Here is a 1,066-nt window from a genome sequence, read left to right on the forward strand (position 1 = left end):
AAGGACCCCTACGCTGAAGGACCCCTACGCTGTCTATTCCGCCTGCGGTGCCATTTTTCCTGATGGCGACGGCGACGGCTATGAGAGCCTTTGCCTGAAAGCTAAGCCCGACAACGCCACTGAAATCCGCCAGCTATTCGCCGAAAACTCGTCGCCGCCTTTCGCCTTGATCGACAACGTCGGCGGTGGTCTGTCCTGGCCCACCTTGCGCACCTGCCTCCAGGCGGAATCCGCCCGCGAAATCCTGCTCGCCTTGCTGGCACCCAGCGAACAGCAGGCTGACGCCTTGAACGCCAGCGAAGGCTGGGCTCCCGAGGCGAAAGCGCTCCTGTTTAAGGCTTTGGGCCTCAAGTTGATGACCAAGGGCAAAACCCTATCGTCCATCGCCGACGAGATGTGGCGCTATCTGCTGTTCAGCGAATTCGCCTTCGACCTGCCTTCCGGCCTGCCGCCCGCCTTGTCCAACGTCCCCAGGGCACCCGCTGAGGCCAAAATTTTGGTCGAGGATCTGTGCGACACGCTGCGCGGCAATATCTCAAGCCGCAGCGAATACATCGCGCGTGCCGAGTGCGTCGAAAGCGAACTCGACCTTCCCAAGGTCTGTTATGACATCATTGATCTCGGCAAGCGCGACACCTTCCCCTTCGAGGAGCGGACTTTTCTCGTCGAGACCGCAAAGGCTATTTGCGCCGAGGAGATGGACCGAGCCAAGCAGATCATCGGCCGCCACGGCGCTTCGGTCTGGATCGGCAAGGGCGAAAACCAGGCGCAATGGGGGCTCGTCGATGCTGGCCTCCGGCTTTCCGTGGCTTGTGACGACGCTGAACGCCAACTCATCGAAAACGCACGCAGCCTTGAGGCGCTGGTTAGTCATTACGCGACCGCGCTTCAAGACGTCGATCGGCTGCAACGCGAGTTCGAACAGGCGGTGGGCGATTACATTCCAGATGACAATGCGCTGACTGGGGCCGTCCAACATGCTCGCAAACGCTATGCGAAGCTGGCCGAAAAGGTTCAGATGATTTTTGTCAAACACTTGGAAGCGACCGGCTGGCCTGTTCAGGGT

The 1,066-nt window shown here is 59.9% G+C and carries 1 protein-coding gene; it reads left to right on the forward strand.

The annotated features are described in order from the left end of the window. Positions 1-1,066 (forward strand): hypothetical protein (locus AB4Y99_RS27775; RefSeq protein WP_441525627.1); only part of this gene is annotated, 1,066 nt, incomplete at both ends.

Source organism: Allobosea sp. TAB14, assembly GCF_052113865.1.
GTDB classification, from domain to species: Bacteria; Pseudomonadota; Alphaproteobacteria; order Rhizobiales; family Beijerinckiaceae; genus Allobosea; species Allobosea spartocytisi.